Here is a 24,918-nt window from a genome sequence, read left to right as displayed (position 1 = left end):
ACCTCTATGAAAAGCACTACACCACAACTTAAAAACTTCCGCTGGAAAGGCATCAACAGTTCTGGCAAAAAGACGTCTGGACAAACCCTCGCGATGACAGAAATTGAAGTACGCGAGCGTCTAGACGCACAGCACATCAAGATCAAGAAGTTAAAGAAAAGCAGTATCTCGTTTCTCACTAAACTCAGCCATCGCGTGAAAGGCAGAGACATCACGGTGTTTACCCGTCAGATTTCGACGATGTTGATAACCGGTGTACCCTTAGTTCAGGCTTTAAAATTGGTCTCAGAAAATCATAAAAAAGCAGAGATGAAATCCATTTTGATGAGCGTGACACGCGCCGTTGAAGCGGGGACGCCCATGTCAAAAGCCATGCGCACTGCAAGTGAACACTTTGACCCACTCTATACCGATCTTATCGCCACAGGTGAGCAATCCGGTAACTTAGCAGAAGTGTTCGAGCGCTTAGCCACCTACCGAGAAAAAAATGAACAACTCCGTGCGAAAGTGATCAAAGCACTGATCTACCCAGCCATGGTAGTTCTAGTAGCGTTAGGCGTGTCGTTTATCATGCTCACCAAAGTCATTCCCGAGTTTGAAAAAATGTTTGTTGGTTTTGGTGCTGACTTACCGTGGTTTACCAGGCAAGTATTAGATCTTTCCGCCTGGACACAAAACTGGAGTCCGTTTATCGCACTAGGCTCCATTAGTTTATTCATTTCGGCGAGAATCCTCTCTAAGCGTTCAGATTCTTTTCGCTTAATGCTCAACCGCTCTGTGCTTAAATTTCCGGTCCTTGGGCCTGTATTATCAAAAGCCGCTATCGCCAAATTTAGTCGAACACTCGCCACAAGCTTTACAGCGGGTATTCCAATTCTAACCAGTTTAAAAACCACATCAAAAACCTCAGGAAACTTACACTATCAACTCGCCATAGAAGAAGTTTACCGTGATACCGCCGCAGGTATGCCAATGTATGTTGCCATGCGTAACTGTAATGTGTTCCCTGAATTAGTGTTACAAATGGTCATGATCGGTGAAGAGTCTGGTCGACTTGACGATATGCTCAATAAAGTTGCAACGATCTACGAGTTTGAAGTCGACAACACCGTCGACAACCTTAGTAAAATTCTAGAGCCACTAATTATCGTATTTTTAGGTATCGTTGTTGGCGGATTAGTGACAGCAATGTACTTGCCAATCTTTAACTTAATGAGTGTATTGGGCTAGAATGAGCTGTTAACTCCTTTAAAACAGCATCTTGCTGATTTCACTCATCGCTCAAGAGACAAATATGGAAGTATTCCAGTACTACCCTTGGCTATTCGTTGTGTTTGCCACCATCTTCGGTCTGATCGTGGGTAGCTTCCTCAATGTGGTTATTTATCGACTACCTAAAATCATGGAACTAGAATGGCGACGCGAATGTGCCGAGTCATTTCCTGAATACAAAATAGAACCTCCTAAAGAAGTGCTGACCTTGAGCGTCCCACGCTCCTCCTGCCAGAAATGCGCAACACCGATACGTATTCGCGACAACATTCCTGTGATTAGCTGGCTGCTTTTAAAAGGCAAATGTCACAACTGTCAGGCAACCATTAGTGCACGCTATCCACTGATTGAACTGCTCACTGCGTTCTGCTCAGGCTTTGTCGCTTACCACTTTGGTTTTAGTTACTTTACCGTTGCCCTACTTTTTTTCACTTTTATCTTAATCGCCGCAACATTTATCGATCTCGATACTATGTTGTTACCTGACCAATTAACATTACCATTAACTTGGGCTGGCATTGTCTTAGCATTAGTCGAAATAAGTCCTGTTACTCTACAAGATTCTGTCATTGGTGCTATTGCTGGTTACCTATGTCTCTGGTCCGTTTACTGGGGCTTTAAGCTACTTACTGGTAAAGAAGGAATGGGGTATGGTGATTTTAAACTACTGGCGGCACTAGGAGCTTGGCTAGGTTGGCAGTCACTGCCGATGATCATTCTACTTTCCTCTGTGGTTGGCATCGTATTTGGCTTCATTCAACTACGCTTGCAAAAGCAGGGAATTGAAAAAGCTTTCCCTTTCGGTCCTTACTTAGCAATTGCTGGTTGGATAAGCTTAATTTGGGGCGACCAGATTTTAAACTGGTACTTTACTTCAGTTCTAGGAGTGTAAATGGCTTTGGTTATTGGTTTAACAGGTGGTATCGCTAGTGGAAAAACAACCGTCGCGAATCTGTTCAAACAACAATTTAAAATCGATATCGTCGATGCCGACATTGTAGCAAGAGAAGTTGTCGAGCCAGGTACTCCCGGCCTAAACGCGATTATTGAACACTTTGGTCACGATATCGTTCGTGAAGACCAAACTTTAGATCGCGCAAAGCTGAGAGAAAAAATCTTTTCGAATTCAGATAAAAAAGCATGGCTCAACGCACTGTTGCACCCGATAATTCGTGAAAAGATGATCGAAGATTTGCAGCAAGTCACTTCAGAGTATGCGTTACTTGTGGTGCCGTTGCTCGTAGAAAACAGGCTAGATAGTTTGTGTGATCGCGTTCTTGTCGTCGATGTAGAACCGAATACTCAGATATCTCGCACGATGAAACGAGACAATGTGAGTGAAGATCAAGTTCGCGCCATCCTTGCCTCTCAAGCATCAAGAGAGCAAAGGCTCGCGCTTGCAGACGATGTGGTTAAGAATAATCCAAGTGACCCTGATCTTTTGCTTCAAATCACAGATTTGCACGAAAAGTACCTAGCCATGTGTAAGAAAAATCTGCGAAAATAGGAACGAAACTCACAAAGGCTTATGTCGATGACCACGCACAAATTTGAACATCCGTTAAATGAGAAAACTCGTATTTATCTAAGAGTGGAGTCTCTGCTGCGTCAGGCTCACTTGGCCTCTGGGTTTAGCGAAAATCATCAGTATCAACTGTTTTTCCGTGCGTTATTCGATATGGTTGAGATCTTCGAACAAATCCAACTGAAAAGTGAACTGGCTAAAGATCTTGAGAAGCAACGGCTGTCGTACCGCCATTGGCTAAATGTTGATGGCGTCGATCAAGACGCATTAAATACCCTACTACAAGAGATAGATGTCGTTCATAGCCAACTAATGGGTGCAGAACGTTTTGGTCAAGCACTAAAAGAAGATCGCTTCCTAAGCTCTATCCGTCAACGCTTTAATCTACCGGGTGGTTCATGCTGTTTTGATCTGCCAGCATTACACTACTGGCTTCATCTACCTATTGAACGTAAAAAGCGTGATGCACAACAGTGGCAAGCAAGCTTAAAGCCCTTATCTGATGCGCTTTCGTTATGGTTAAAGCTCACTAGAGAAACCGGACATTTCAAAGCTCAAATCGGTCGTGCAGGTTTCTTCCAAAGTGACGCTGATGAAGCCAACATTCTAAGACTTCACATCCCAATGGAATATGGCGTGTATCCTATGATTTCAGGCCATAAAAACCGCTTTGCGATCAAGTTCATGTCGTTTGAAAACGGTCAAGCGTGCACACAAGATATTGAATTTGAACTTGCTGTGTGCAGCTAAGACGACACTACGCCTCGCCTCCATAATCTAAAATTCAACGCTTTATTGCGCTTATATTTGATAAAATTTCGTAGCAGCAATAGCGCGTTGAATAAGCCATCTTTAATTCGTTTAGGTATACTACCCTTTAACACCAATTAGTAATGGGACGCTCAACTATGTCTAAAGTTACCATCGTTCAATGTCCACAATGTGGCGCCGACGTAGAATGGGGAGAACAAAGTCCTCATCGCCCTTTCTGCAGTAAACAATGCCAAATGATTGATTTTGGTGAATGGGCAGATGAAGAAAACACCATCCCAGGCGCACCCGATATGTCCGATAGTGATGGCTGGTCTGAAGACCAGTATTAAATTGAGACCTAGGGTAAAGGAATACCCTAGGTTCCTTCTTGGGGAACCTGAATCACGCTCCGTCGTCGCTGTCCAGAATGACGAATTTGAACCTCGGTGCTATATAATCTTTGACCATCATTTTCCGTCATTCCGAGGAGCCATAGCGACATCAGGAATCTACTCACAGTAAGGATGAAGCTAACAACTTAAACACTTGCATGCTCGACTAGTAGATTCTGAATCACGCTCCTTCGTCGCTGTCCAGAATGACGAATTTTAACCACGGTACTCTATAATCTTTGACCATTATTTCCTGTCATTCCGAGGAGCCATAGCGGCATCAGGAATCTACGCATAGCAAGGATGAAGCTAACAACGTAAACAATTGCATGCTCGACTAGTAGATTCTGAATCACGCTCCTTCGTCGCTGTCCAGAATGACGAATTTTAACCACGGTACTCTGTAATCTTTGACCATCATTTCCTGTCATTCCGAGGAGCCATAGCGACATCAGGAGTCTATTCACAACAAGACAGAGGCGTGGAGTGTACGTCAGTGCATGAGCATCGACAGTGCAGGTCGGGCGAAAAGAAACGAGCAAGCTAATTACACAAATAAAAAAACGGAGCCCTAAAAGGACTCCGTTTAAGATGAGAACGCTAGTTATAGCATTACTTCTTAGCAAGTTTCTCTTTGATACGAGCAGACTTACCAGAACGCTCACGTAGGTAGTACAACTTGGCACGACGTACTGCACCACGGCGTTTAACTTCGATGCTATCAACGATTGGAGAGTGTGTTTGGAACGTACGCTCAACACCTTCACCGTTAGAGATCTTACGTACAGTGAAAGCAGAGTGTAGACCACGGTTACGGATTGCGATTACAACGCCTTCGAAAGCCTGTAGACGCTCACGGTCACCTTCTTTTACCTTAACTTGAACTACAACAGTGTCACCTGGTGCAAATTTAGGTAGGTCTGATTTCATTTGCTCTTCTTCAAGAGCTTTGATGATGTTACTCATTTTTTAAATTCCTAGAATAAACTGATACTAAATAAATTAGGTTACTTTGCGTTATGTTCTTTAATGGCTTTATGCTCATTAACAAACTCAGCAAGTAATTGTTCCTGTTCGTCAGTCAGAGCTAGGTTTTCCAGGAGCTCTGGTCTTCTTAGCCAAGTACGGCCCAACGACTGCTTGAGTCGCCATTGACGAATGTCCTTGTGATTGCCTGACATCAGTACAGCTGGTACCTCTTTGTCATCCAATACTTCTGGACGCGTATAGTGAGGGCAATCTAACAAGCCATTTGCAAAAGAGTCTTCTTCTGCTGACGCGAAATCCCCTAGTACACCCGGAACAAACCGAGAGACAGAGTCGATTAACGTCATGGCTGGTATCTCACCACCCGTCATCACAAAATCACCAATCGACCATTCTTCGTCGACTTCAGATTGAATGATGCGCTCATCTACCCCTTCATAACGACCACAAATCAGAAGCAAGTTCTCATTCGTTGCCAGTTCTTCCACTCCTTTCTGGTCGAGCTTGCGACCTTGAGGAGAAAGGTAGATGACTTTCGTCTTGCCCGGTGAGGCTGCTTTCGCGGTATGAATGGCATCGCGCAAAGGCTGAACCATCATTAACATACCAGGGCCACCACCGTAAGGTCGGTCATCGACTGTGCGATGTTTGTCGTGAGTGAAATCTCTAGGATTCCAAGTCTCAATCGACAAAAGACCTTTTTTAACCGCTTGACCTGTTACTCCAAAATCAGTAACAGAACGGAACATTTCTGGAAAAAGGCTAATAACGCCAACCCACATGTTTATCTCGCTCTGTAATTTTGGAGATTAGAATCCAGGATCCCAGTCAACTTCGATCCGTTGAGCTTCGCGATCAACATTAATGATCACTTGCTCTTCAAGGAACGGGATTAATCGTTCCTTCTGCCCGAAAGCATCTTTAAGATTTGCTTTAACAACCAGAACATCGTTTGAGCCAGTTTCTAGCATGTCAGTAACGACACCTAGATCGTAACCTTTAGTAGTTACAACTTGCATCCCAAACAATTCGCGCCAGTAGAACTCATCTTCTGACAATTCAGGAAGTACCGCAGGGTCAATAGCAATTTCAAAGTTCGTCATTAGATGCGCGTCTTCACGAACATCCATGCCTTCCAGCTTAGCCACCATACCTTTGTTATGGCGCTTCCAGCTTTCTACTTTGTACTCAACCCACTTGCCCTTTTGGTTAATGTACCAAGGGCTGTAATCGAAAATGCTTTCAGCATTGTCTGTGTAGGAAAAAACCTTAAGCCAACCACGAATGCCGTAAGTAGCACCAAACTTGCCTACAACAATCTTTTCGTTGCTCATTGTTTCTTTACCTTTCATCGACATAAACTAGTTTCTACTTTTCAAGTAAAAAATTAAGCCGCTTTTTGAGCGTCTTTAACTAGCTTAGCAACACGGTCAGATACTGACGCGCCTTGACCAACCCAGTGGTTAACGCGGTCTAGGTCTAGACGTAGACCTTCTTCTTGACCTTTAGCAGTTGGGTTGAAGAAACCAACTTTCTCGATGAAACGGCCAGTTGCAGCGTTGCGGCTGTCCGCTACTACGATTTGATAAAATGGACGCTTTTTAGCGCCGTGACGTGCCAAACGAATGGTTACCATGTCGTCCTCTTTGCTTTCTCAAAAATAAAATTAACCCCAAAAACTATTCAAGAAATTAAACAGTTTGGGGTCTCGTGCCAAAATAAAGCTCCGGAATTTTACTCTTCTCCCGGAGCAATGCAAGGAGTTTAGTTACTTTTTCACCAACATAAATTGAATTTAAAGTTTGTGACGTACCTAACACCCTGAATCTATGCGTGATCGATTAATTAACGACCAAATGGGTTGAAGCCACCGCCACCACCCATGCCGCCCATCATGCCTTGCATGTTGCGCATCATGCCTTTCATGCCACCTTTTTGCATCTTTTTCATCATTTTCTGCATTTGGGTGAACTGTTTTAGTAAGCGGTTTACATCTTGAACCTGCACACCAGAACCAGCCGCGATACGCTTCTTGCGCGAGCCCTTGATAATTTCTGGGCGTTGACGTTCTTTCATTGTCATGGAGCTGATGATCGCTTCCATCTGTTTGAACATCTTGTCATCGACTTTATCTTTCACATTGTCTGGTAGCTGGGACATTCCTGGAAGCTTATCCATCATCCCCATCATGCCGCCCATGTTTTGCATCTGGCCTAGCTGTTCACGGAAATCTTCAAGGTCGAAACCTTTCTTCTCTTTGAACTTCTTCGCTAACTTTTCTGCCTTTTCTTGGTCAACGTTGCGTTGTAGGTCTTCAATCAAAGACAGAACGTCACCCATGCCAAGAATACGTGAAGCAACACGATCTGGGTGGAACGGTTCTAGCGCGTCAGTTTTTTCACCGACACCCAAGAATTTGATTGGTTTGCCCGTGACATGGCGTACTGAAAGTGCCGCACCACCACGAGCATCACCATCAACCTTAGTTAGAACTACACCGGTAAGAGGTAGCGCATCGCCAAAGGCTTTTGCTGTATTTGCTGCGTCTTGACCCGTCATGGCGTCAACAACAAATAGCGTTTCTACTGGGTTGATAGCTGCGTGAAGATCTTTGATCTCCCCCATCATCTCTTCATCAATTGCCAAACGACCTGCGGTATCGACAATAAGTACGTCGTAGAACTTTTTCTTCGCATGGTCAATCGCTGCATTGGCGATATCAATAGGCTTTTGGTCTGGTGATGATGGGAAGAAGTCAACACCGATGTCTGATGCCAGTGTTTCAAGCTGCTTGATTGCCGCAGGACGGTAAACGTCGGCAGACACAACCAAGACTTTCTTCTTGTCGCGTTCTTTTAGAAGCTTAGATAACTTACCTACCGATGTGGTTTTACCCGCACCTTGTAGACCAGCCATAAGAAGCACAGCAGGTGGTTGAGCGGCAAGGTTTAGCGCCTCATTCGACTCCCCCATTACGGCTTCAAGTTCTGTTTGAACGATCTTGATAAATTCCTGACCTGGAGTCAGAGATTTAGAAACTTCTACGCCCACCGCTTTTTCTTTAACGCGGTTCACAAATTCACGAACGACCGGAAGCGCAACGTCAGCTTCAAGTAGAGCCATTCGGACTTCACGTAGGGTTTCTTTAATGTTGTCTTCGGTCAGACGACCTTTGCCACTGATATTTTTCAGCGTTTTGGATAATCGATCCGTTAAATTCTCAAACATCTTTGTCTCTTCGCTAAAATGGCGATTAATTAGTGTGAGTATACATTAGCCAAGGTCTGAGTCATACCCGTACCGCTGTCCTATTCTTGTCTCTATTTATATATGGTGCGGTAACTTATTAATTTCAATATCTCATCTCTCACGATTGATGTCGGATATAACGTAGCCCCAAAGTGTAATGCAAGGTATAATTTCTCCATCGTGCACAATAATATTTAGGATTCATGGATAGCTTAATAGCCATCGCGGCCGCCATACTTTATGTCTTGGCGATTGCGACCATCATACCCGGACTCTCACAACAGTCAGGAATCAAAGCAAAAACAGTGTTTGCTAGTGCTGCCTGTGCGCTTGTTTTTCATGCGTGGATTTTGAGTGATCTGATTTTTGATGGTTCAGGTCAAAACCTGAGTATTCTCAACGTGGCTTCTTTGATCAGTTTTATTATTTCTCTGGTCATGAGCCTTGCTATGTTGAAAAACCGACTGTGGTTTTTATTGCCTGTCGTTTATAGCTTTGCTGCCATCAATTTATCTGCTGCCACATTTTTGCCAAGCACGTTTATAAAGCACCTAGAGAATGACCCTAAGCTACTCATTCATATTTCATTTGCGCTCTTCTCATACGCGACTTTAACTATCGGGGCACTCTATGCGCTTCAGTTGGCTTGGCTGGATCACAAACTGAAAGCAAAAAAATCTTTGGCGATTAACCCAAACCTGCCGCCTCTATTAATGGTGGAGCGTCAACTCTTCAAAAATTATTTTGATCGGTAACTTATTGTTAACTGCCACGCTCATTACTGGCTTTGTCTTTGTGCAGGATATGTTTGCCCAAGGTAAGGCACATAAGGGCATTCTTTCTTTCATCGCTTGGGTGGTGTACTCAATACTACTTTGGGGTCACTATCAAAAAAGGCTGGCGTGGTAGAAAAGTCACATGGTTCGCTGTTGCAGGAGCAACACTGTTGACTCTGGCATATTTTGGCAGTCGCTTTGTAAAAGAAATCATCTTGAATTAAGGAGCTCTAGGGCTCCTATCCTTTATATTTTAGGCTAGATAAAATACAGTACGCCTTAACTCTTTGACTTAACGGACTTACTCAACCGTTATATAACCCAATACTTACAAGGAACAGCAACGTTTTGGACGACATCTCTACGGGTATCTTGTTTGCGCTACTCGCGTGTCTTATCGTCATATCAGGTTACTTTTCCGGTTCAGAAACAGGGATGATGTCTCTGAATCGTTATCGCTTAAAACACTTAGCCAAAAACGGGCATAAGGGTGCTAAGCGAGTCGAAAGACTATTAGACCGTCCAGATCGTTTGATTGGTCTTATTCTTATCGGCAACAACCTCGTTAATATTCTCGCGTCTGCTATCGCGACCATTATTGGTATGCGTTTGTATGGTGATTTAGGTGTCGCTATCGCAACCGGTGCACTAACTATGGTTGTACTGGTTTTTGCCGAGGTTACCCCTAAAACAATTGCAGCGCTTTACCCTGAACGCGTGTCCTACGCGAGCAGTATATTATTGACCATACTGATGAAGTTACTGTCGCCTTTAGTGATGCTTGTTAACTTTATTACGAATGGCTTTATCCGCTTACTTGGCGTAAGAGCGGATCACTCAGCAGAAGATCATCTTAGCTCCGATGAGCTGCGTACGGTGGTAAATGAAGCTGGCGGTTTGATTCCTCGCCGACACCAAGACATGCTGGTGTCGATTTTGGATCTTGAGCACGTCACCGTGAACGACATTATGGTCCCACGCAATGAAATTACTGGTATCGATATTAACGACGACTGGAAATCCATTGTTCGCCAGCTAACCCACTCGCCACATGGACGCATAGTTTTCTATCGTGACCAAATTGATGAAGTGGTTGGCATGCTGCGCTTGCGCGAGGCTTATCGTCTGATGTTGGAAAAGAACGAATTCAACAAAGAAACGCTATTACGTGCTGCTGATGAGGTCTATTACATCCCAGAAGGCACACCACTGAACGTGCAAATGTTGAAATTCCAACGTAACAAGCAACGTATCGGTCTGATCGTGGATGAGTACGGTGATATCATCGGTCTAATCACTCTTGAAGATATTCTGGAAGAGATCATTGGTGAGTTCACGACATCCATTTCTCCAAGCCTCTCTGATGAAATCAGTCCTCAAGGTGACGGAAGCTTTCTTATTGAAGGCAGCACCAATATCCGAGATATCAACAAAGGCCTGAAATGGGATTTACCAACGGATGGCCCGAGAACGCTAAACGGGCTCATTTTAGAACACTTGGAAGATATTCCTGAGAGCCATCTAAGTGTGAGAGTAGCGGGTCACCCAATGGAACTTGTTGAGATTGAAGAGAACCGAATCAAGCTCGTTCGTGTTTATCCGAAGAAGAAAAAATCGACATCCAAATAACCAAAAGAAAAGCCTGACTCATGTCAGGCTTTTTACTTATTGGGGCAATATGCTTCTTAATGAGCACCTAGTCGATGCGCAACTCTTTTAACATCGACTCAGGCAAAGCAAGTTCATCATTTTTGTTCACCGAAACACCAGCATCCAAAATGTTCTTTGCGATCTGTTGTGCTTCTTTTAACGAGTGCATTGCTGCCGTGCCGCATTGGTATTCGTTAAGTTCAGGGATCTTATTCTGACTTTCTACCTTCAGCACATCTTCCATTGCTGCAATCCAAGCATCTGCGACTTGCTGCTCTGATGGTGTGCCAATCAGGCTCATGTAAAAACCTGTGCGGCAACCCATAGGCGAAATATCGATGATCTCAACAGAATCACCGTTTAGGTGATTACGCATAAAGCCTGCATAAAGGTGCTCTAGGGTGTGAATACCTTTTTCAGAAAGAATGTCTTTGTTTGGCGCAGTAAAGCGTAAGTCGAAAACAGTAATCGTATCCCCTTTTGGGGTCTGCATGGTTTTCGCCACTCGTACAGCGGGTGCATTCATACGAGTGTGGTCCACGGTAAAACTATCGAGTAAAGGCATTACATCTCTCCTGATTGTAACTCCAGTACCTTTCGGTAATGGATAAATGTCATTCATCCCTACAGCACATGAACTGACTGTGGGCTAAAAGAACCAGCTGCTGTTGTCTTCTAATTCCTGACGACATTGCTTCAGCTGCCAGCCATAAGTTTTCGCTGTTTGTTCAACACGTCGAGCGACTTTGATTAAACTAGGTTTTCGATTATAAGTGCCTCGCTTATACCCACCTCGCCCTTCATGATAAGCCAGATACTGGTTATAGGGATCCCATAATGAAATCCCTAGCTGACGCCGTGTTTCATGAGTGTACCAACCGACAAACATCATAGAATCATCGAAGTTGGTACGAGAGCCACCCTGGCCTGTGGCATCTTGGAAGTCTTCCCAAGCAGGGTCTTGAGCTTGAGCGTAACCATACGCACTGCTGACTCGTCCCCAAGGAATAAACCCTAGCAAATAATCTTTAGGTGGTTTTGCATCGTGCCGAAAGCTGCTTTCTTGTTTAATGATGGCCATAGCGACATGAATAGGGGTCCCCCATTCATCTTCCATATCTTTGGCATCATCGTACCAACCGGATTTCTCTCGGAATATCTCGCATAAGTTATTCTGCTGCTTTGGCGGTGCCGTAGCACAACCTGCAAGTAACACGCTTCCAAGTACCGCTACTACTGACGACTTAATGTTCAACCACACCAATCCTTAGTTAGTCATTACTGCTTCAGGTAAGCAAAGTAATCTTCCAAAAAATCATCAAAAGAAAGCGTGTCACTCTGCTCTGCTTGCTTTTGTTTTTCCACGGACGACGCTACTTCCGTTTCCATCGTATCTTGTGAATAGTACTGATAACCGTGAGCTAGGTTTTCATCACGGTACTTCATACCAAGAGTACAACCAACTTTACCTAGCCCACCCAGCTCTTTCGTTAGCTCTAATAGTTGACCAGAGATCGTTAGTTCTGGGTTATCAATCCATGTCTCGAGTTGATTACACACATCTTGGTATGCACTGCCACCAGCGGTCATATCCATTTGCTGTGCTATTTGACGTAACTCGACGAAAACTCGGTGTGCCCAATCTTGTAGAGATAGACGTTCACCTTGACAACCAATTTGCAGCATTAGACCTTTTTCACGGCCAGAAACAATGACTTTATTCCAGTTATCGCGCCAACACTCTAATTCACAGTTATCCATAGGGTCTGAGTCTGACAAGGCCGCCCAGGTAAGGAAGAGATCCAAGAATCGTACTTGATCTTCATTTAAGCCCACTGCGCTGAATGGGTTAACATCTAGAGAACGAACTTCAATGTATTCGACACCACCGCGTCGTAACGCATCTGAAGGCTTCTCACCACTTTTCGATACACGTTTTGGACGAATCGGAGCGTACAGTTCATTCTCAATTTGTAAGATATTGGAATTAAGCTGGCGGTATTCACCATCCACTTTTACCCCAATTTTCGCAAACTCTTCTGATGGGTGGCGAATCGCATCACTCAAACCATCGAGGTATTGGTCAATGCTGTTAAAACCAATTTTCAGCACACTTTGAGCACTATTGGTATAGCCAAGATCGCTCAAACGCAAAGACGTCGACTTCGGCAAATATAATGTCCCGCCAATCTTCTCGAATGGCAGCTCGGTTTCACGACCTTGAATAAAAGAGCCACATAACGCTGGTGATGCACCAAAGAAGTAGGGAATCATCCAGCCAAAGCGGTAGTAATTACGGATCAACGCAAAGTACGCATCAGACTTAGCATCTTGGCGGGCTTGTTCATCTTGCTCGCCATAGAGCGCATCCCAAAATGTTTCAGGAAACGAGAAGTTAAAATGGACACCTGAAATAATTTGCATCAGGCTGCCATAGCGACGCTTTAGACCTTCTCGGTACAGCGTTTTCATTTTCGCTGCATTCGAAGAGCCATACTGGGCTAACTGAATATCATCCTCTGAGCCTACGTAGCAAGGCATTGATAGTGGCCACATTTTCTCTTCACCCATTTTGGTTTGAGTGAAATGATGGATATCTTTCAGCTGTGCCATCAGTTCTGGAATTTCATGTGACACAGGCGTAATGAACTCTAACAATGATTCCGAAAAATCCGTTGTGATCCATTGATTTGTGAACGCAGAGCCTAACCCTTCAGGATGAGGAGTTGTAGCTAGATGTCCATCCTGACGATAGCGCAAAGTTTCTCGCTCAACACCGCGTCCAAACTGCTTAAATACTTCGGGGTTTGATGCAACTTTTTTTAGTCGCGCAGCAAAATCAGTCAAAATGAGGTTCGCTTATATTGGGAGCAGGACACTTGTTACATAACACAAGTGTAAGCTAAGTTATTGATAGTTAATGCATCTAGATAAATAACCCACGAAAAGTTGCTTATCTAGATGAATAGCGGAGAAACGTTTCTCCGCTATTAAATGTGTACTCTATCGAATGATTTCAAGCTCTTCTACGTCTTTCCCCAACTTTTCTAATTGAGGACGCAACGATTTAGAATCACCAACGACGATAATTTGATAGTCATTTGGATCAAACCATTTCTGAGCCAGCGCATTCAACGTCTGCTTATCGACTTTTTCTACGATAGCGTTTCTTTGCTGCAAGTAATCATGATCGAGGTTGTACTTAAGAATATCACTGATGAGCTCCGCTTTTTGTGTTGGCGTTTCATATTTCAGTGCATCTTTTTGACCGACCGCTTGACGCATAAATTTCATCTCTTCATCAGTAATACCTGACTGCGAGTATTCATTTAGCTCATTTTCCATCTCAATGATCGAAGCAACCGTTGCATCCGCTCGTACTTGCGCGGTGAAAACCACCGAGCCTGTTTCTGGATTACCAGAGAAATATCCGTAAGCACCGTATGTGTAACCCTTGTCTTCACGTAGATTTTGGTTAATGCGGCTATTGAAGTTCCCAGCTAAGTTGAAGTTTGCCAGTTGGCTTAGGTAAAAATCGCCCGTTGCGTCGTAAGGCATACCTTGACGAACCATCATGACCACACTTTGCGGCGCTCCTGGTTTATCAACAAGATGGATCTTTTGCTCACCTAATGCAGCAATGCTTTGCGGTGCATACAATGGCGCAGCTTCATCTTGCCAGTTTTTCCAGAACGTCAGTTGCTGCTCAATTTCCTGTTGATCAATGTCACCAACAACGACGATTTGCGCACTTTGTGGCGTGTAATGCTTCGAGTAGAATTCACGGACATCATCCAACGTTAATGCACTGACACCTGCTTGCGTGCCGTCTTTTGGTCGAGCAAAAACCGAATCCCCATAGAGCACCTGGCGACTCGCTTGTGACGCCATCCAACTTGGATTTTGGTGCTCATATACCAGGCCTTCTAGCGCTTGCATTTTTACACGCTCGAAATCATCTTGATTAAATGCAGGAGACAGCAACATCTCTTCGACAATTTTTAACGTCGGCTCTAAGTTCTTTTCTAGAGCAGAAACACTGATGTTTGTTGTATAACCTGTGGCATTAACAGAGATAACACTACCCAGTTTATCAAGCTCAGCTTGAATCTCTTCGACACTGCGTTTCGTTGTACCTTCTTGCAACATCGCAGCGGTCAATTGGGCAAGACCTTCTTTACCCTTTTCAACAAAACGTGTCCCTGCAGGTAGACTAAATTGCATCATCACCGTCGGCGTTTCATCGCTAACTGCACCAAGCAGCTCTGAGCCATTCTTGAAATGTAACTCGTACAGCTCTGGCATCGTCGCTTTCACTGGTTCTCCTACTGGCGGTTGCACTGAGCGATCGAAGTTATCGGTCGCACGACGATACGCCAATTGGTCATCGGAAATCTTCTCATATTCTGGCAGCGTACGCTTTGGTGTCACAAAGGTCGCAGGTTTTACGACAAGGTCTGTTTTTCCTTTTGGGACCACGCTTAGGGTCACTTTGTTCTTACCTTGGATAAAGTCCGTATACGCTTTTTCTACCGAAGTCGGCGTAACTGCACGGATTTGTTCAAGCTGTTGCTCAAGACGATCAGGATCGCCGAAAAATGTCTCGTTGGAAGCCAACTGAGTCACTTTACCTTTAACGCTTTCTAGCGCAAAAATAGCATCCGCTTCCGCTTTACCCTTCAACTGCTCAAGGCGATCTTCTGTCACGCCTTTTTCCGCAAAATGATTCAGTGATTGTAAAAGCTCGTCGTACAGTTTTGATAGGTCGCCTTTGTCTCCAGAATCACCCATTGCGTAAACGTAAAAGTTACACGCCAGTTCAGCACAGTCATGGAATGAACCAGCATCGACCGCTTTTTGAGTCTTCACTAGGTCTTGATAGAGCACGCTGTTGGTACCGCCACCCAATACTTCTGATAACGTGTCGAGAGACGCTTGGCTTTCTTCGCCGTTGTAGGTTGTTGGCCACGCGATCATCACCATAGGTTGTTGAATACGATCTTCTAGCGTGATGTATTTGTCTTCTTGCAGTTTTGCAGGTTGTTTCGGCGCATTTTCAACCTCAGGACCACGAGGAATCGAACCGAAGTACTTATTTACCCACTCTAGAGTCTGTTCAACGTCTAAGTCACCACCGATCGTGATAGTCGCATTGTTTGGGCCATACCAACGCAAGAAAAACGCTTTGAGGTCGTTCACATCAACACGATCAAGATCTTCAACATAACCAATGGTTTGCCACGAATACGGATGACCTTCAGGATATAGCGCTTCGGACATGCGCTCCCAAATCAAGCCATAAGGACGATTATCGTAACGCTGAGCTCGCTCATTTTTTACAGTCGAACGCTGAATTTCAAATTTGCGTTGAGAAACCGCATCCAGCAAAAAGCCCATACGGTCAGACTCTAACCACAGCATTTTCTCGAGCTGGTTAGCAGGGACAGTTTCAAAGTAGTTAGTACGATCGCGGTTTGTTGTACCATTTAACGTGCCGCCAGCCTCTGTGATGATTCTGAAGTGCTCTTGGTCACCAACGTTCTCTGAGCCTTGGAACATCATGTGCTCAAAGAAATGCGCAAAACCAGACTTACCCACTTCTTCACGAGCTGAACCAACATGGTAAGTCACATCCACATGGACCAATGGGTCAGAATCTTCAGGAGCTAAGATCACCGTTAAACCATTATCGAGTTTATACTTTTGGTATGGAATCTTAACTTTGCCTTCTTCAGCTTTCGATGACTCAACGAAAGTTACCCCTTTAGGCAGTGATGAAACTGGCGTATTTGATGCACAGCCCGTGATCACCAACAGTGAACACGCGCCAACCCAAAACATCTTCATGTACTTTCCTTAAAATAATCCGAGATAGATGGCCGCAAGTAAGCTATACCTAGCAGCCTTTCCTAAAAATATTAAAATCACGCAAGGCAGAAACTTCATTCTTAGCCACCCTGCGGCTAAACACAGCGGGTCTCCTATTACAGGTAACCAGCTAAAAAATAATCCCCAATAGCCATACTTAGAGAGCCACTTTAATGCGGTATGACCGTGCTTTTCCTCTTGTGCTTTGTTGGGAATCCACAAGCCAAGCCAATAATTTGTTAAGCCACCAAGCGTATTACCGATAGTAGCGACCATAACAATTGAAGAAACGGTATATTGATTTAATGAGAGAGTAGCAACTAAGCCCGCCTCAGAACCACCAGGCAACAACGTGGCACTGAGAAAACCGGTCATGAAAAGCACCCATAATGCTGAATCTGAAAACCAAAGCGCTAAACTTTCAAAACTCGTGTTAAATGCTTCTAGCATGTCATATCAAGCAACACCTTGCCTCTGGTTCTTCCTGATTCGACCTGCTGGTGAGCACCAATGACATCACTCATAGGATAAACCTGTTGAATTTCAGTCTTCAGTAAGCCAACGCCGACCATGTACAACAAGGTATCTAACTGCGCAGGGTCTGGTTCAACCAACATGCCACTAGCCTCAAAGCCTAGGAGTTTGGCTTTTTCACAAATCAGCTCAGCTGTGATGGTTGGAACGGTGATGACTCTCGCATTGTCTTTCAGGCATTTAAGCGCATCTAACGCAGCATCTCCGCCTACTAAATCAATCAAAACATCAACATCTTCAACACGTTCTGACACTGGTGCAAATTGATAGTTCACTGCATGAGCACCGAGCGTCGCAAGGTAATCTAAATTTCGTTCACTGCAGGTTGTAAAGACTTCCGCTTTCGTCGCGATCGCAATTTGTACCGCGAGGTGTCCAACACCACCGGCTCCAGCGAGGATAAGTACGCGATCGTTTTCCGTCACATTAGCCTTACTGAGAGCTTGTGCCGCAGTTTGTCCCGCCAACGGTAATGCAGCAGCCGCCTCTAAAGTGACAGAGCTAGGAACATGACTTAACTCAGTTTCTGGAACACATATGTATTGGCTGTAACCACCGCCTCGAACTGGGAAACCAATAAATCCAGCCACCTCATCACCTTCATTAAAACGTGACGCCCCCTCTCCACAAGACATCACTTTTCCTGAGATGTCGTAACCTGGCACCCAAGGTAAATTGTCCTTATTCTGCGCTGCCGCCCAACCGAGCCCAGCTCGAGTTTTGACATCAATAGGATTTACGCCTGAAAAAGCGACTTTTACTAAGACTTCACCAGGCTGTGGTGATGGTGTAGAAGCATGTTGAATCGCGAGTACGTTGGCATCACCAAACTCAGTGATAACGATCTGTTTGTGTTCCATAAACCATTCCCTGCAAGAAAACAAAAAGGGATGCGAAAGCATCCCTTTGACTATAAACCATTTTGTTAACCTAAGTTAATCGTGATTTTGTAAATTGGTTGATCATTCCATTTTCAATAATGTCTAACCAACAAGTGCTAACAATATACCAGCCGCAACGGCTGAACCCAGCACACCAGCAACGTTTGGTCCCATCGCATGCATTAACAAAAAGTTTTGCGGGTTAGCTTGTAAACCAACTTTGTTTACGACTCGCGCGGCCATTGGTACCGCAGAAACGCCAGCCGCACCAATAAGTGGGTTGATGTCTTCTTTCGAGAACTTGTTAAGCAGTTTCGCCATCAGAACGCCCGCACCAGTACCGATACTAAATGCAACTGCACCTAACCCCAAGATACCTAACGTTTCTAGGTTCAAGAACTGCTCAGCTTGCAGCTTAGAACCAACACCAAGACCTAAAAAGATAGTCACTATGTTGATCAATTCATTTTGAGCAGTTTTCGATAAACGATCGACCACACCAGCTTCACGCATCAAGTTACCCAAACAGAACATACCAACCAATGGCGTAGCTGAAGGTAAGAACAGAATCGTCATCAGTAATACGGCAAGCGGGAAGATGACTTTCTCCCATTTACCAACATGACGAAGCTGAGCCATCTTAATTTGACGTTCTTCCTTGGTTGTCAGTGCTTTCATGATTGGTGGCTGGATGATCGGCACCAATGCCATATAGCTGTATGCCGCGACTGCAATCGCACCTAGCAGATCTGGAGAGAGCTTACTCGCTAAGAAAATCGCTGTTGGCCCATCAGCACCACCGATGATCGCGATAGACGAAGCATCTGCCATGGAGAACTCCATGCCAGGTACATAGTTGAGCAAAATAGCGCCAAACAGTGTTGCAAAAATACCAAACTGCGCAGCCGCACCTAACCACAACGTTTTTGGGTTTGCGATCAAAGCACCAAAGTCAGTCATCGCGCCCACACCCATGAAGATCAATAGCGGGAACACACCCGATTCAATCCCAATGTAGTAAACGTAGTAGAGCAAGCCACCAGGCTCAGTAAAGCCAGCATTTGGAATATTCGCCAAAATAGCACCGAAACCAATCGGCAATAACAGTAAAGGTTCAAATCCTTTTTTAATTGCCAAAAACAGCAAGGTACAACCAACCAGCATCATACAGATTTGGCCGAACTCGAAGTTAGCGATCCCTGTTTCTGCCCAAAGGGTTAACAATCCGTCCATGATACTCCCTTACGCCAGGCTCAACAGAGGCGCACCTACTGTGACAGCATCGCCTTCTTTAACGTTCAGCTCTTGAACCACACCACCACGCGCCGCTCGTACTTCAGTTTCCATTTTCATCGCTTCAAGGATGAGCAATACATCGCCTTCAGCTACCTCAGCACCAGGTTGAACATTCACTTTGAAGATGTTACCTGCAAGAGGAGCAGGCACCGCTTCAGCTGAAGCATTAGAAGGTGTGCTAGGTGTAGCCGATTTTGCCGGTGCATTAGAAGGAGCAACAGATGTCAGTTCACCTTGAGGGCCAACTTCCACCTCATACACCTGCCCGTCAACACGTACACTATAAGTTTCTACACCACCAGTTGCTGGTTGAGCTGCAGGTACAGCAGGCTTCGCAGCTTCTAGCGTTGGTGCAGGCTCAAATGCTTCTGGGTTTTCACGATTCTTAAGGAATTTAAGCCCAACTTGAGGGAAAAGTGCATAAGTGAGTACGTCATCAACACGCTCACTTGCTAGCTTAATGCCTTCTGATTTCGCTTTCTCCATCAGATCAACCGTAAGCGTCTCCATTTCAGGCTCAAGTAAATCGGCAGGACGACAGGTAATTGGCTCTTTACCATCAAGCACTTTCGCTTGCAGTTCTGCATTTAACTCGGCTGGTGCTTGACCGTACTCACCTTTCAATAGACCTGCGGTTTCCTTGGTAATACTCTTATAGCGCTCGCCAGTAAGCACGTTAATCACCGCTTGAGTACCGACGATCTGTGAAGTTGGAGTCACCAATGGAATGAAACCAAGATCTTCACGTACACGAGGGATCTCTTCTAATACTTCATCAATGCGATCCGCAGCGCCCTGCTCTTTCAACTGGCCTTCCATATTGGTCAGCATACCACCAGGCACTTGAGCAATCAGGATGCGTGAATCGACTCCTTTTAACTGGCCTTCCCACTTCGCATACTTCTTACGTACCTCACGGAAATATGCGGCGATAGGTTCCAGTTGCTCGAGTTTCAAATTGGTATCTCGCTCGGTACCTTCTAGCATAGCGACTACCGTTTCAGTCGGTGTATGGCCGTAGGTACAACTCATTGAAGAAATCGCAGTATCGAGAATATCAATACCGGCTTCTACTGCTTTTACCGCCGTTGCTGTAGACAGCCCCGTTGTTGCATGACAATGAAGTGCCAATGGCACATCACAAGACGCTTTGATACGCGTGATAAGCTCTTCCGCTTCATAAGGCTTAAGTAAGCCAGACATATCTTTAATACACAGCGAGTGACAACCTAAATCCTCTAGGCGTTTTGCCAAGTCAACCCAAGTGTCTGCGTTATGCACTGGGCTCGTTGTGTAAGACAACGTACCTTGAGCATGCGCACCAACATCAACCGTTGCTTTAACGGCTTTCTGGAAGTTTCGCACGTCATTCATTGCATCAAAAATACGGAATACATCCATGCCGTTAGCATGCGCGCGTTCCACAAACTTCTCTACTACGTCGTCGGCATAATGGCGGTATCCTAAAAGGTTTTGACCACGCAGTAGCATTTGCATTGGTGTATTAGGCATCGCTTTTTTTAGTTCACGTAAACGCTCCCAAGGGTCTTCCCCTAAGAATCGAATACAAGAATCAAATGTTGCACCACCCCAAGTCTCTAGAGACCAGTAACCAACCTTATCCAACTCAGCTGCGATAGGCAGCATATCCTCAATACGCATACGCGTAGCAAATAGTGATTGATGGGCATCACGAAGGACCACATCAGTAATAGCTAGTGGTTTAGACATGCTCTTAAACTCCTTTTTAATCCTAGTTCGGCTACTTCGCGAATGAGGCGCGATGTTTATGAATCGCAGCCGAGATCGCCGCCACTACTTGTGGACTAACAGCTGAAGAGGTTGATTGAATATTAGTGTTTGTTTTTGGTGCTGCGATCGGCTCTGGTACTTCTTCTGGTACCAATTTCGACATTAACCGAACGAGATAAACAAGAATAGTGAGGAAAATAAATACGACCGCCATCCCCGTTAGCATCAGGGTGGCCGCATCTACTAGCAGGCTTCCTATATTAGTCATGTTGCTTCCTTTCTTTGTCATCCTGACAACGTGCAGGACTTTAATAGTGTCAAATCCCGACCCATGGATTATCTCGATTGGTTAAATTTTGTCAATTTTGTTTAAGGAAGGTTTGTAGTAATCCTGATAAATGATTATTTATTCACTACCCAGATCACAGTTCATGACAAAATAATCACTTCAAATCGCTATCACCTTACGAACAGAGTAAAGGAGGACATAAATAAAAACTGCGATTTAGATTTCAAAATCAAATCGGGACTCACGAAGTAAAAACCAACAAAAACAAAAAGATGAACAAAATTAACAATCAATAAACAAATAACAAACAAAGTGACTACATGAGAGTAATTGAAATGAAAAATGGAAGTCAGTGTATAGGAGGGATAATCAGGATGATTTCACACGATGCGACAGAAGCTTGATAGCAAATTGCTTAGATACGCACATATTCGCTTTTAAAAAAGAGGAACATAGGCTCTAGTGATCCTACGCCATATTCCAGATGTCTAGATACAAAAAAGCCTCGCAATTGCGAGGCTTTTTCAATAAGTGGCGCGTCCTGGAGGATTCGAACCTCCGACCGCCTGGTTCGTAGCCAGGTACTCTATCCAGCTGAGCTAAGGACGCGCAGTTTTCGATATCGAATTTCATCAATATCAGGGCATTACCCTTTAATAAGTGGCGCGTCCTGGAGGATTCGAACCTCCGACCGCCTGGTTCGTAGCCAGGTACTCTATCCAGCTGAGCTAAGGACGCGCAGTTTTCGATATCGACTTTCGTCAACATCAGGGCATTACCCTTTAATAAGTGGCGCGTCCTGGAGGATTCGAACCTCCGACCGCCTGGTTCGTAGCCAGGTACTCTATCCAGCTGAGCTAAGGACGCGCAGTTTTCGATATCGACTTTCGTCAACATCAGGGCATTACCCTTTAATAAGTGGCGCGTCCTGGAGGATTCGAACCTCCGACCGCCTGGTTCGTAGCCAGGTACTCTATCCAGCTGAGCTAAGGACGCGCAAGTTTTCGATATCGACTTTCGTCAACATCAGGGCATTACCCTTTAATAAGTGGCGCGTCCTGGAGGATTCGAACCTCCGACCGCCTGGTTCGTAGCCAGGTACTCTATCCAGCTGAGCTAAGGACGCGCAGTTTTCGATATCGAATTTCATCAACATCAGGGCATTACCCTTTAATAAGTGGCGCGTCCTGGAGGATTCGAACCTCCGACCGCCTGGTTCGTAGCCAGGTACTCTATCCAGCTGAGCTAAGGACGCGCAATAATCTTATTTTACTTTGTATAACCCGTTTATCAAACGAATTATTAAATAGTGGCGCGTCCTGGAGGATTCGAACCTCCGACCGCCTGGTTCGTAGCCAGGTACTCTATCCAGCTGAGCTAAGGACGCGCAGATCTTCTTGCTAAGAAGTTGTGAAGTAAATCACATTCATTTCTTACGAAACAAAAAAAAGGCCATCGGGCCAGTCAATGAATGGCGGTGAAGGAGGGATTCGAACCCTCGATACGGGATAAACCGTATACTCCCTTAGCAGGGGAGCGCCTTCAGCCTCTCGGCCACCTCACCGTTTTCATTGTTATATCTCAAAAGAGATATGGCGCGTCCTGGAGGATTCGAACCTCCGACCGCCTGGTTCGTAGCCAGGTACTCTATCCAGCTGAGCTAAGGACGCACTTTTTGTTGATAAATCAACGTTGCAAGAATGGCGGTGAAGGAGGGATTCGAACCCTCGATACGGGATAAACCGTATACTCCCTTAGCAGGGGAGCGCCTTCAGCCTCTCGGCCACCTCACCGTCTTGCGGAGGCACATATTACGTTTTACCGAAAATATGTCAAACACTTTCTTTGAAAAAATCTACGAAACTGGCTTAACCGTTGCTGATTTAATCAAAGTGACTATTAAACGAACTTTATCACTCTATTATGATGAAAAAAAGAGAGTCTTCTCTGAAAAAAAGACATTTATTTTCAAATAACTTTCTGAAGTTCGAATCAATATTATTGATGAATTCACAGCCATACTCAACACAATAGTTTCTGCAAATTTTCAAAAACAGTAAAAACTAAAAAGGCCAACCCTTCGGTTAGCCTTTTTCATTCAAACTAAGCTCTGTAAACAGGAGCGACTTAGTAGTTACCTGAAGCAACGTTGCCATTGCCTTTTTCAGCTTGAATGCGCATGTAGATTTCTTCACGGTGAACTGAAACCTCTTTCGGAGCGTTAACGCCGATACGCACTTGGTTACCTTTAACACCTAGTACAGTTACAGTCACTTCATCACCAATCATCAGTGTTTCGCCTACGCGGCGAGTCAAAATTAGCATTCTTTGCTCCTTGAGTAATCTCTAAATTTTCTTGCTACAAAGCTATTATCCAACAAAAGTTATATTTTCGTAAACTACCTTGTTAGCGAAAATCAGCCTAAAAAGGCATGTTTTTGTTGAATGTTTAATGCTTCACTAGACGTAATGTAAGCATCATGCAGAATGTTTGCTGCTGTATCCACACATTCGGGTGCTAAAACTAGCATCATAGTGAGTGCATTCGTTGCGCTGAAATTGATCTCAATATCTCGCTTTGCCAACAAATCGCATGCGTGCTCTACCATTCCATTGGCCTCAAGCCCCACTGCGGTCAACAGGCTTACCACTTCACTATTACGGATTTTGTCGCTGAACACCAGATCGAACTTGGCACATGCATCTTGTTTTATCATGATACCTGCCCGTTCTGTTTCCTCGATCACATTCCAAATGTCGATACCCAACATCTGACATTGTTTTGTAGCACTAGATAAATGTTCTTTATCGACTTCGATTATGGCAAGGTCACGTTGAATGGCTATACCAGAGACGGCTTGATTGCCTAACTCCCCCTTTACCAGACTGCCTTCATTAACATCAAATGTCGAAAGCACGCGCAGTGGCACATTATTCTTCCATGCAAATTGCACTGAAGGTAAATGTAATACTTTCGCGCCTCGGCTTGCCATCGCTTCCATGGAAGGAAAATCGATAACCGCCAATTTTCGCGCGTTTTTCACTACACGTGGGTCACAAGTATAAATACCATCAACGTCGGTAAAGATTTGACACTCATCAGCGCGCAATGCGCCTGCCAGTGCCACTGCGCTCGTATCTGAGCCACCTCGACCTAATGTGGTGATATCCCCGTTCTCATTCACACCTTGAAAGCCTGCAACAATCACGATTTGGTCTTGCTCAAGCAATCCCAGAATTGTCTTAGTATCAATGTGTTTAATCGTTGCGTCATTGTGTTGATTATCCGTCACAATATTCGCCTGTGCTCCGGTAAGCGAGCGTGCAGCATGACCCAATTTATTGAGTGTCATTGCTAACAGTGCCATTGACACTTGCTCACCAGCAGAGAGCAAAACATCAAGTTCTCGAGCTGTAGGCACGCTATCTATCTGTTTAGCGAGGTCCATCAGTCTGTTTGTTTCGCCTGACATTGCAGACACGACAACAACAACTTGATTGCCATCATTTTTCGCCTTAATGATGTGTTCAGCAACTTGGTGGATTCTTTCAATTGAACCCACGGAGGTTCCGCCAAACTTTTGCACGATAAGGGGCTTTTTCACCAGTCTTCACCTTCCCAAGACCGAAGTCTCTTTAGAACTGCTTACATCGTCAGTATTTCCTTTTAGAAAAATTATATAAGCAGTAGTTA

Annotated in this window: 22 protein-coding genes, 10 tRNA genes and 1 pseudogene; 7 read left to right on the top strand and 26 right to left on the bottom strand. The window is 44.7% G+C overall.

The features are described from left to right. Positions 1-6 precede the first annotated feature (6 nt). The 5 genes from J4N43_RS02885 to yacG all read left to right on the top strand — a co-directional run bounded on the left by J4N43_RS02885 (position 7) and on the right by yacG (position 3,900). Positions 7-1,230, top strand: coding sequence for a type II secretion system F family protein (locus J4N43_RS02885; RefSeq protein WP_017635918.1), 1,224 nt, complete (start codon positions 7-9; stop codon positions 1,228-1,230). A 64-nt stretch (positions 1,231-1,294) separates the two neighbouring features. Next, on the top strand, positions 1,295-2,164 hold the full coding sequence (locus J4N43_RS02880) for a prepilin peptidase (RefSeq protein WP_158159768.1): 870 nt from the start codon (positions 1,295-1,297) through the stop codon (positions 2,162-2,164). Beyond that, positions 2,165-2,779, top strand: a complete 615-nt coding sequence (gene coaE / locus J4N43_RS02875) for a dephospho-CoA kinase (protein WP_158159769.1) — start codon at positions 2,165-2,167, stop codon at positions 2,777-2,779. It begins immediately after the preceding gene. A 27-nt stretch (positions 2,780-2,806) separates the two neighbouring features. Continuing rightward, complete coding sequence (zapD, locus tag J4N43_RS02870) at positions 2,807-3,547, top strand: cell division protein ZapD (protein WP_005373086.1); 741 nt, start codon at positions 2,807-2,809, stop codon at positions 3,545-3,547. Between the two features lie 158 nt (positions 3,548-3,705). After that, complete coding sequence (gene yacG / locus J4N43_RS02865) at positions 3,706-3,900, top strand: DNA gyrase inhibitor YacG (RefSeq protein WP_017635922.1); 195 nt, start codon at positions 3,706-3,708, stop codon at positions 3,898-3,900. Positions 3,901-4,554: 654 nt separating this feature from the next. Here the strand turns inward: yacG and rplS are convergent. The 5 genes from rplS to ffh form a co-directional block, all read right to left on the bottom strand. Continuing rightward, the gene (gene rplS / locus J4N43_RS02860) at positions 4,555-4,908 is read right to left on the bottom strand and encodes a 50S ribosomal protein L19 (RefSeq protein ID WP_005379971.1); all 354 of its coding nucleotides are present in this window, start codon (positions 4,906-4,908) and stop codon (positions 4,555-4,557) included. Between the two features lie 41 nt (positions 4,909-4,949). Beyond that, complete coding sequence (trmD, locus tag J4N43_RS02855) at positions 4,950-5,711, bottom strand: tRNA (guanosine(37)-N1)-methyltransferase TrmD (RefSeq protein ID WP_005385420.1); 762 nt, start codon at positions 5,709-5,711, stop codon at positions 4,950-4,952. A gap of 27 nt (positions 5,712-5,738) precedes the next feature. Further along, positions 5,739-6,287 (bottom strand): ribosome maturation factor RimM, encoded by a 549-nt coding sequence (rimM, locus tag J4N43_RS02850; protein WP_005379964.1) that lies wholly within the window; start codon positions 6,285-6,287, stop codon positions 5,739-5,741. A gap of 29 nt (positions 6,288-6,316) precedes the next feature. Continuing rightward, positions 6,317-6,565, bottom strand: coding sequence for a 30S ribosomal protein S16 (gene rpsP / locus J4N43_RS02845; protein ID WP_005379962.1), 249 nt, complete (start codon positions 6,563-6,565; stop codon positions 6,317-6,319). Positions 6,566-6,774: 209 nt separating this feature from the next. Beyond that, on the bottom strand, positions 6,775-8,157 hold the full coding sequence (ffh, locus tag J4N43_RS02840) for a signal recognition particle protein (protein ID WP_005385423.1): 1,383 nt from the start codon (positions 8,155-8,157) through the stop codon (positions 6,775-6,777). 224 nt (positions 8,158-8,381) lie between these two features. Here ffh and J4N43_RS02835 point away from each other — a divergent pair. Continuing rightward, positions 8,382-9,178, top strand: a pseudogene (locus J4N43_RS02835) (cytochrome C assembly family protein). A 124-nt stretch (positions 9,179-9,302) separates the two neighbouring features. Further along, the gene (locus J4N43_RS02830) at positions 9,303-10,583 is read left to right on the top strand and encodes an HlyC/CorC family transporter (RefSeq protein ID WP_005379948.1); all 1,281 of its coding nucleotides are present in this window, start codon (positions 9,303-9,305) and stop codon (positions 10,581-10,583) included. Positions 10,584-10,650: 67 nt separating this feature from the next. On the opposite strand, the gene luxS is transcribed toward J4N43_RS02830, so the two are convergent. The 21 genes from luxS to J4N43_RS02725 form a co-directional block, all read right to left on the bottom strand. Continuing rightward, the gene (gene luxS / locus J4N43_RS02825) at positions 10,651-11,169 is read right to left on the bottom strand and encodes an S-ribosylhomocysteine lyase (RefSeq protein ID WP_017820391.1); all 519 of its coding nucleotides are present in this window, start codon (positions 11,167-11,169) and stop codon (positions 10,651-10,653) included. An 84-nt stretch (positions 11,170-11,253) separates the two neighbouring features. Then, positions 11,254-11,859 carry a transglycosylase SLT domain-containing protein gene (locus tag J4N43_RS02820; protein ID WP_005379943.1) on the bottom strand — a complete coding sequence of 202 codons (606 nt, stop codon included), beginning with the start codon at positions 11,857-11,859 and terminating at the stop codon, positions 11,254-11,256. Positions 11,860-11,882: 23 nt separating this feature from the next. Next, on the bottom strand, positions 11,883-13,451 hold the full coding sequence (gene gshA, locus J4N43_RS02815; protein WP_158159770.1) for a glutamate--cysteine ligase: 1,569 nt from the start codon (positions 13,449-13,451) through the stop codon (positions 11,883-11,885). A gap of 156 nt (positions 13,452-13,607) precedes the next feature. Continuing rightward, a complete protein-coding gene (locus tag J4N43_RS02810; protein ID WP_252094127.1) occupies positions 13,608-16,451 on the bottom strand; it encodes a M16 family metallopeptidase in 2,844 nt (947 codons plus the stop codon). 9 nt (positions 16,452-16,460) lie between these two features. After that, positions 16,461-16,922 carry a YqaA family protein gene (locus tag J4N43_RS02805; RefSeq protein WP_158159772.1) on the bottom strand — a complete coding sequence of 154 codons (462 nt, stop codon included), beginning with the start codon at positions 16,920-16,922 and terminating at the stop codon, positions 16,461-16,463. After that, positions 16,916-17,866 carry an NADP-dependent oxidoreductase gene (locus J4N43_RS02800; RefSeq protein WP_005385434.1) on the bottom strand — a complete coding sequence of 317 codons (951 nt, stop codon included), beginning with the start codon at positions 17,864-17,866 and terminating at the stop codon, positions 16,916-16,918. The genes J4N43_RS02805 and J4N43_RS02800 overlap by 7 nt, the downstream gene beginning before the upstream one ends. A 123-nt stretch (positions 17,867-17,989) precedes the next feature. Beyond that, positions 17,990-19,120, bottom strand: a complete 1,131-nt coding sequence (locus J4N43_RS02795) for a sodium ion-translocating decarboxylase subunit beta (protein WP_005379935.1) — start codon at positions 19,118-19,120, stop codon at positions 17,990-17,992. A 9-nt stretch (positions 19,121-19,129) separates the two neighbouring features. Then, positions 19,130-20,914, bottom strand: a complete 1,785-nt coding sequence (gene oadA / locus J4N43_RS02790) for a sodium-extruding oxaloacetate decarboxylase subunit alpha (RefSeq protein ID WP_042521318.1) — start codon at positions 20,912-20,914, stop codon at positions 19,130-19,132. A gap of 31 nt (positions 20,915-20,945) precedes the next feature. Next, the gene (locus J4N43_RS02785) at positions 20,946-21,203 is read right to left on the bottom strand and encodes an oxaloacetate decarboxylase subunit gamma (RefSeq protein WP_005379932.1); all 258 of its coding nucleotides are present in this window, start codon (positions 21,201-21,203) and stop codon (positions 20,946-20,948) included. A gap of 553 nt (positions 21,204-21,756) precedes the next feature. Further along, positions 21,757-21,833: transfer RNA gene (locus J4N43_RS02780), tRNA-Arg, on the bottom strand. Positions 21,834-21,885: 52 nt separating this feature from the next. Further along, positions 21,886-21,962: transfer RNA gene (locus J4N43_RS02775), tRNA-Arg, on the bottom strand. Between the two features lie 52 nt (positions 21,963-22,014). After that, positions 22,015-22,091 (bottom strand) — tRNA-Arg (locus J4N43_RS02770). A 52-nt stretch (positions 22,092-22,143) separates the two neighbouring features. Next, positions 22,144-22,220, bottom strand: a tRNA-Arg gene (locus J4N43_RS02765). 53 nt (positions 22,221-22,273) lie between these two features. Then, positions 22,274-22,350 (bottom strand) — tRNA-Arg (locus tag J4N43_RS02760). A gap of 52 nt (positions 22,351-22,402) precedes the next feature. Beyond that, a tRNA-Arg gene (locus J4N43_RS02755) sits at positions 22,403-22,479 on the bottom strand. A gap of 55 nt (positions 22,480-22,534) precedes the next feature. Further along, a tRNA-Arg gene (locus J4N43_RS02750) sits at positions 22,535-22,611 on the bottom strand. A gap of 85 nt (positions 22,612-22,696) precedes the next feature. Further along, positions 22,697-22,788, bottom strand: a tRNA-Ser gene (locus J4N43_RS02745). Between the two features lie 29 nt (positions 22,789-22,817). Further along, a tRNA-Arg gene (locus J4N43_RS02740) sits at positions 22,818-22,894 on the bottom strand. A gap of 31 nt (positions 22,895-22,925) precedes the next feature. Then, a tRNA-Ser gene (locus J4N43_RS02735) sits at positions 22,926-23,017 on the bottom strand. 334 nt (positions 23,018-23,351) lie between these two features. After that, entirely contained in the window at positions 23,352-23,549 is a 198-nt protein-coding gene (gene csrA, locus J4N43_RS02730; protein WP_004415691.1) for a carbon storage regulator CsrA, read from the bottom strand. A 92-nt stretch (positions 23,550-23,641) separates the two neighbouring features. Beyond that, the gene (locus J4N43_RS02725) at positions 23,642-24,829 is read right to left on the bottom strand and encodes an aspartate kinase (protein ID WP_005383803.1); all 1,188 of its coding nucleotides are present in this window, start codon (positions 24,827-24,829) and stop codon (positions 23,642-23,644) included. Positions 24,830-24,918: the final 89 nt, after the last annotated feature.

The organism is Vibrio sp. SCSIO 43009 (genome assembly GCF_023716525.1).
Taxonomy (GTDB): Bacteria; Pseudomonadota; Gammaproteobacteria; order Enterobacterales; family Vibrionaceae; genus Vibrio; species Vibrio alginolyticus.
Note: the sequence above shows the minus strand (reverse complement) of the source record. Positions and strands in the feature narration are given on the sequence as shown.

Bases quoted from the DNA above. Each gene is read 5' to 3' on its own strand.
- J4N43_RS02885 (WP_017635918.1), top strand. From the start codon at position 7: ATGAAAAGCACTACACCACAACTTAAAAACTTCCGCTGGAAAGGCATC.
- J4N43_RS02880 (WP_158159768.1), top strand. From the start codon at position 1,295: ATGGAAGTATTCCAGTACTACCCTTGGCTATTCGTTGTGTTTGCCACC.
- coaE (WP_158159769.1), top strand. From the start codon at position 2,165: ATGGCTTTGGTTATTGGTTTAACAGGTGGTATCGCTAGTGGAAAAACA.
- zapD (WP_005373086.1), top strand. From the start codon at position 2,807: ATGACCACGCACAAATTTGAACATCCGTTAAATGAGAAAACTCGTATT.
- yacG (WP_017635922.1), top strand. From the start codon at position 3,706: ATGTCTAAAGTTACCATCGTTCAATGTCCACAATGTGGCGCCGACGTA.
- rplS (WP_005379971.1), bottom strand. From the start codon at position 4,908: ATGAGTAACATCATCAAAGCTCTTGAAGAAGAGCAAATGAAATCAGAC.
- trmD (WP_005385420.1), bottom strand. From the start codon at position 5,711: ATGTGGGTTGGCGTTATTAGCCTTTTTCCAGAAATGTTCCGTTCTGTT.
- rimM (WP_005379964.1), bottom strand. From the start codon at position 6,287: ATGTCGATGAAAGGTAAAGAAACAATGAGCAACGAAAAGATTGTTGTA.
- rpsP (WP_005379962.1), bottom strand. From the start codon at position 6,565: ATGGTAACCATTCGTTTGGCACGTCACGGCGCTAAAAAGCGTCCATTT.
- ffh (WP_005385423.1), bottom strand. From the start codon at position 8,157: ATGTTTGAGAATTTAACGGATCGATTATCCAAAACGCTGAAAAATATC.
- luxS (WP_017820391.1), bottom strand. From the start codon at position 11,169: ATGCCTTTACTCGATAGTTTTACCGTGGACCACACTCGTATGAATGCA.
- J4N43_RS02810 (WP_252094127.1), bottom strand. From the start codon at position 16,451: ATGAAGATGTTTTGGGTTGGCGCGTGTTCACTGTTGGTGATCACGGGC.
- J4N43_RS02805 (WP_158159772.1), bottom strand. From the start codon at position 16,922: ATGCTAGAAGCATTTAACACGAGTTTTGAAAGTTTAGCGCTTTGGTTT.
- J4N43_RS02800 (WP_005385434.1), bottom strand. From the start codon at position 17,866: ATGGAACACAAACAGATCGTTATCACTGAGTTTGGTGATGCCAACGTA.
- J4N43_RS02795 (WP_005379935.1), bottom strand. From the start codon at position 19,120: ATGGACGGATTGTTAACCCTTTGGGCAGAAACAGGGATCGCTAACTTC.
- oadA (WP_042521318.1), bottom strand. From the start codon at position 20,914: ATGTCTAAACCACTAGCTATTACTGATGTGGTCCTTCGTGATGCCCAT.
- J4N43_RS02785 (WP_005379932.1), bottom strand. From the start codon at position 21,203: ATGACTAATATAGGAAGCCTGCTAGTAGATGCGGCCACCCTGATGCTA.
- csrA (WP_004415691.1), bottom strand. From the start codon at position 23,549: ATGCTAATTTTGACTCGCCGCGTAGGCGAAACACTGATGATTGGTGAT.